The sequence below is a fragment of the Pseudomonas sp. yb_5 genome (genome assembly GCF_043103865.1).
GTDB classification, from domain to species: Bacteria; Pseudomonadota; Gammaproteobacteria; order Pseudomonadales; family Pseudomonadaceae; genus Aquipseudomonas; species Aquipseudomonas putida_Y.
In genome coordinates this window covers 1-5,093 of the sequence record NZ_JBICKE010000128.1, presented here as the reverse complement: position 1 = coordinate 5,093, position 5,093 = coordinate 1, and the positions used below count along the sequence as shown (strand labels likewise).

The window sequence follows — 5,093 nt, the reverse complement described above, 5'->3', positions numbered from 1 at the left end:
TTTTGCCCTAGCCCCCCATTTTGGCCAACAAAGTCCCCCCGCGGCTCTAGGTCCTCGGGCCGCCATGCGTTAGCATCCCTCTCCGATACGACGCTTCGGCCAGTACGGCCGTGCCAACACAATAAGATTCGCTACTTTTATTGCTAGGGGACTTGGTGATGATCAAGAAATACCTTTCGCGACTGCTGGTCGGTGTGACCGCCCTGGTCGCCGTGACTGCGGCCCAGGCGGGCGCCATCGATGACGCGGTCAAGCGCGGCACCCTGCGGGTGGGCATGGATCCGACTTACATGCCGTTCCAGATGACCAACAAACGTGGCGAAATCATCGGCTTCGAAGTCGATATCCTCAAGGCCATGGCCAAGTCCATGGGCGTCAAGTTCGAGGCTGTGTCCACCGCCTATGACGGCATCATCCCGGCCCTGCTGACCGACAAGTTCGACATGATCGGCAGCGGCATGACCCTGACCCAGGAGCGCAACCTGCGCCTGAACTTCAGCGAACCCTTCATCGTGGTTGGCCAGACCCTGCTGATCCGCAAGGAACTGGCTGGCGAGATCAAGTCGTACAAAGACCTGAACAACGAGAAGTACCGCCTCACTTCCAAGTTGGGCACCACAGGTGAAATGGTCGCCAGGAAGCTGATCAGCAAAGCCAAGTACCACGGCTACGACAACGAACAGGAAGCGGTCATGGACGTGGTCAACGGCAAGGCTGACGCCTTTGTCTATGACGCGCCGTACAACGTGGTGGCGGTAGATAAAGCTGGCGCCGGCAAGCTGCTGTTCCTCGACGAGCCCTTCACCTACGAGCCGCTGGCCTTCGGCCTGAAGAAAGGCGACTACGACAGCATCAACTTCATCAACAACTTCCTGCACCAGATCAAGCACGACGGGACCTACGATCGTATTCACGACAAGTGGTTCAAGAACAAGGACTGGCTGAAGGAAATGGAATAAGGCCCAGGCCACAAGCCCGGCTTTATGACCCCGACGCGCAGGCAAACCCTGCGCGTTCGCATTTACGGAAGTACCCCACGTGATCAAACACAAGAAAGCCCAGTGGCCCTGGCATGGGTTGACCGCCCTGGTCCTGGTGGGCCTGGCGCTCAGCCTTTACATGGCCACCTCGATGATTTCCTACGAGTGGCGCTGGAACCGCGTACCGCAGTACTTCGCCTACAAGGCCGAGGACGCACAACGCGCTGCCGGTTACGGCACTGTGCAGGAAATCGTCATCTCCGGTGACAACGCCCGCGTCACGCTGAAGGATGAAAGTGGTGCCGAGCAAGTACTCGATGTGGCCAAGGACAGCCTGCAACTCAGCCGCGGCGACGATGTTGCCGAAGGCGACCAGATTGGCGTAACCCGCCACTGGGCCGCTGGCCCGCTTGCGTGGGGCCTGTGGACCACCTTGTGGATCTCGGTGGTGTCCGGGGCGCTGGGCCTGGTGATCGGCCTGTTCGCCGGATTGTGCCGGTTGTCCAACAACCCGACCCTGCGCGACCTGTCGACCGTGTATGTCGAACTGGTGCGCGGCACGCCGCTGCTGGTACAGATCTTCATCTTCTACTTCTTCATCGGCACCGTGCTCAACCTGTCCCGCGAGTTTGCCGGGGTGGCGGCACTGGCATTGTTCACCGGTGCTTACGTGGCCGAAATCGTCCGTGCTGGCGTGCAGTCGATCGCCAAGGGCCAGAACGAGGCTGCGCGGTCGCTGGGCCTGAACGCTGGCCAGTCGATGCGCCATGTGATTCTGCCGCAGGCGTTCAAGCGCGTGCTGCCGCCCCTGGCCGGCCAGTTCATCAGCCTGGTCAAGGACACCTCGCTGGTGTCGGTGATCGCCATCACCGAACTGACCAAGAGTGGCCGTGAGGCCATCACCACCTCGTTCTCAACCTTCGAGATCTGGTTCTGCGTGGCAGGCCTGTACCTGCTGATCAACCTGCCGCTGTCGCACATTGCCAGCCGGCTCGAGCGGAGGCTTGCGCAAAGTGATTGAAGTCCGTGACCTGCTGAAAGTCTTCGACACCCGTGGCCAGGTGGTAAGGGCTGTGGATAACGTCACCACTCAGGTCGCCAAGGGCGAAGTGGTGGTGGTGCTCGGGCCATCGGGGTCGGGCAAGTCGACGTTCCTGCGCTGCCTCAACGGCCTGGAGCATTTCGACCAAGGCCATGTGGCCATCGATGGCCTGCAACTGGCCGACCCCAAGACCGACATCAATGCCTATCGCCGCGAAGTCGGCATGGTGTTCCAGCACTTCAACCTGTTTCCGCACATGACCGTGCTGGAAAACCTGTGCCTGGCGCAGAAGGTGGTGCGCAAGCGCAACAAGGCTGACCGCGAGGCCAAGGCCCGGGCGCTGCTGGAAAAGGTCGGTATTGCGCAGAAGGCCAACGAATTCCCGTCCCGGCTTTCTGGCGGTCAGCAGCAGCGGGTAGCGATTGCCCGGGCCCTGGCGATGGACCCGAAAGTGATGCTGTTCGACGAGCCGACCTCGGCGCTCGACCCGGAAATGGTCGGTGAGGTGCTGGACGTGATGAAGACCCTGGCCCAGGAAGGCATGACCATGGTTTGCGTCACCCACGAAATGGGCTTTGCCCGTGAAGTGGCCGACCGCGTGCTGTTCTTCGACCACGGCAAACTGCTGGAAGACTCGGCCCCGGCCGCGTTCTTCGCTGCGCCGAAAGACCCGCGTGCGCAGGCATTCCTGCGCCAGGTGCTGTAACCGCGCCGGTTTCTTCACGGGCAAGCCCGCCCCTGCATGTCCATCACTGCCTTGAAGGGGGTGCTGTACCTGTGGGAGCGGGCTTGCCCGCGAAGAGGGCGACGTGATGTCAGATGCTGAACCGCCCCACCATCCCCCGCAATTGCTGCCCCAGATACTCCAGCTCTCCACTCGAGGCTGCTGTCTGCTCACTGGCGGCACTGGTCTGATCCGAGACATCCCGCACATTGATCACGCTTCGATTGATCTGCTCGGCCACCACGCTCTGCTCTTCACTGGCGGTGGCGATCTGCTGGTTCATGCCCTGAATGCTCGACACCGTGTCGGTGATCTGGCTCAGCGCGTGCCCGGCTCTACGGCTCAGATCCACGCTCTGTTCGGTCAGGCTCTTGCTGCTGTCCAGCAAGCGGGTCACTTCGTCGGTACCGTTGTGCAGACTGTCTATCAGTTGGCCGATCTCCTCGGTCGCCGTCGACGTGCGCTGGGCCAGGCCACGCACCTCATCGGCCACCACGGCAAAGCCGCGCCCGGCCTCACCGGCCCGTGCGGCTTCGATCGCTGCGTTCAGCGCCAGCAGGTTGGTCTGTTCAGACACCGACTTGATCACATCGAGGATGCTGCCAATCCGCTGGCTCTCGCCTGCCAGGTGCTGCATGGCCGCCAGGCAATGGTCCATCTGCCCGGCCAGTTGTTCGATACGGCCGATGGCTTCGGAGACTACCTGGTCACCCACCTGCGCCTGCTGGTCTGCGTTGGTCGCGGCCAGCGAGGCTTGTTCGGCGTTCTGTGCCACTTCCTGCACGGTGGCGCTCATCTGGTTCATGGCAGTGGCCACCTGGTCGGTTTCCTCGCGCTGCTGATTGATGCGCAGCTTGGTGTCTTCGCTACTGGCCGCCAACTGCGTGGCGGCCTGTGACAGCTGACCGACACCCTGATCGATGCCACCGATCAGCTCGCGCAGGCTCAAGGTCATCTCGCGCATGCTGGTTTGCAGCTGGCCCATTTCGTCGCGGCGTTGCACGGTATCAACCTGGCTCAGGTCACCCTTGGCGATGCGGGCGGCCACAGCCAGCGTCTGGCGCAGCGGCTGGGTGATCTGCAAGGTGATCAGCCAGGCGGCCAGCGCCCCTACCACCATTGCCAGCAGTGCCACACTGGTCAGCAGCGACCGGGCGGCCAGGGCCTCTCTGTCGCGTTGTTCGACCTTGCGTTTGCCCAGTTCGAGGCTCACCGTTCGCAGCTCGTTGCCCATGTTTTCCATGTTGTTCTGCAACTGCTCGACACGTACGGCGGCGCGGCGGTACTGATCCAGGCTGGCGCGGTACTTGCTCAGCTCGGCACCGGGTTGCTCACTGATGGCACGTGGCAAGCTCAGCGGCGCAAGGCCTTCAAGCAGTTGCGCAAGGCTACTGTCGGCGGCGTCCAGGGCGCTATCACCGACTTTGGCAAAATCCTCGACCGGGACGAAGGTGTAGGCTGGAACCAGGCTTTGCTGATTGGCACCTTCGACATGCCGGCTGAGGGTGTCCATCAGGCCCAGCACGCCACTTTGCTGACTGTCGTCAGGCATTTTCAGCAAGGCCTGGGTCTGCAGTTCGTCAATCGCCTCGCTGAGTGCATGTTCCTGCGACTGCAGGGCTTCACGCAGGGCCACACGGCTGGCGACGCTGCGCTGCAGTTCGCTGAAGTTGTCGCGCAGGCGCTGTAACAGTGCCATTTTTTCCGTCAGCAGTTGCCGTGACTCATCGACGTTGCTGCGTTGCTGCAGGGTGGACAGCATGCTGTTGAGCTGGTCGAGGATGTTGCTGATGCGCGCTCTGCTGGCATCGTCGTTGAGCACGCGGTAGGTGATGCGTTCCGCGCGCAGGTCTTTTGTCAGGTCGTTGATCAGGCCTATTTCGCTGAGTTGCTGTGAGCGCACGATGGCACCATCCAGGGCACGCCAGCCGGTGATGGTGGTGGCCAGGGTGAGCAGCAGGACCACGGCGAAGCCGAGGGCCAGCTTGGCGGCGACACTGATGTTGCCGAGCTTGCGGTTGAGGGAGCCAAGCATGGGGAATCTCCGAGCGAGTGAGAGAAAGGATGCAGGCGCATGGCTGGCATCACATCTCTGCCCATCGGCTGCGGAGCTGTAGGACTTGACCTGATAATCAAGTAGGAAATTTCGCCGCGAACAGTAGGATACATAGGAGCGGGTTTGCCCGCGAATACGGTGGCGGCGGCAACGGCGAGCGGCTGGTGGAGATTGGCCAGCAGGCCTGGCCCATTCGCGGGTGAACCCGCTCCTACGACGGCCTGTGCATGTGTGTAGGAGCGGGTTTACCCGCGAATACGGTGGTGGCGGCAACGGTGAACGGCGGGTGGA

General features: G+C 62.0%; 4 protein-coding genes and 1 pseudogene. 3 read left to right on the top strand and 2 right to left on the bottom strand.

Going from position 1 to position 5,093, the window contains the following annotated elements:
• Positions 1-161 precede the first annotated feature (161 nt).
• The 3 genes from ACF8GF_RS23425 to ACF8GF_RS23415 all read left to right on the top strand — a co-directional run bounded on the left by ACF8GF_RS23425 (position 162) and on the right by ACF8GF_RS23415 (position 2,728).
• Positions 162-959, top strand: a complete 798-nt coding sequence (locus ACF8GF_RS23425) for a transporter substrate-binding domain-containing protein (protein ID WP_033730273.1) — start codon at positions 162-164, stop codon at positions 957-959.
• 79 nt (positions 960-1,038) lie between these two features.
• Positions 1,039-2,001, top strand: a complete 963-nt coding sequence (locus ACF8GF_RS23420; RefSeq protein WP_209969536.1) for an amino acid ABC transporter permease — start codon at positions 1,039-1,041, stop codon at positions 1,999-2,001.
• Entirely contained in the window at positions 1,994-2,728 is a 735-nt protein-coding gene (locus ACF8GF_RS23415) for an amino acid ABC transporter ATP-binding protein (RefSeq protein ID WP_003249271.1), read from the top strand. Before ACF8GF_RS23420 ends, ACF8GF_RS23415 begins: the two co-directional genes overlap by 8 nt.
• A 109-nt stretch (positions 2,729-2,837) precedes the next feature.
• On the opposite strand, the gene ACF8GF_RS23410 is transcribed toward ACF8GF_RS23415, so the two are convergent.
• Positions 2,838-3,542: a methyl-accepting chemotaxis protein gene (locus ACF8GF_RS23410; protein WP_392487669.1), complete on the bottom strand. Its 705-nt coding sequence runs from the start codon at positions 3,540-3,542 to the stop codon at positions 2,838-2,840.
• Between the two features lie 150 nt (positions 3,543-3,692).
• Positions 3,693-4,781: pseudogene (locus tag ACF8GF_RS23405) on the bottom strand (methyl-accepting chemotaxis protein); the annotation flags it as partial.
• Positions 4,782-5,093 lie beyond the last annotated feature (312 nt).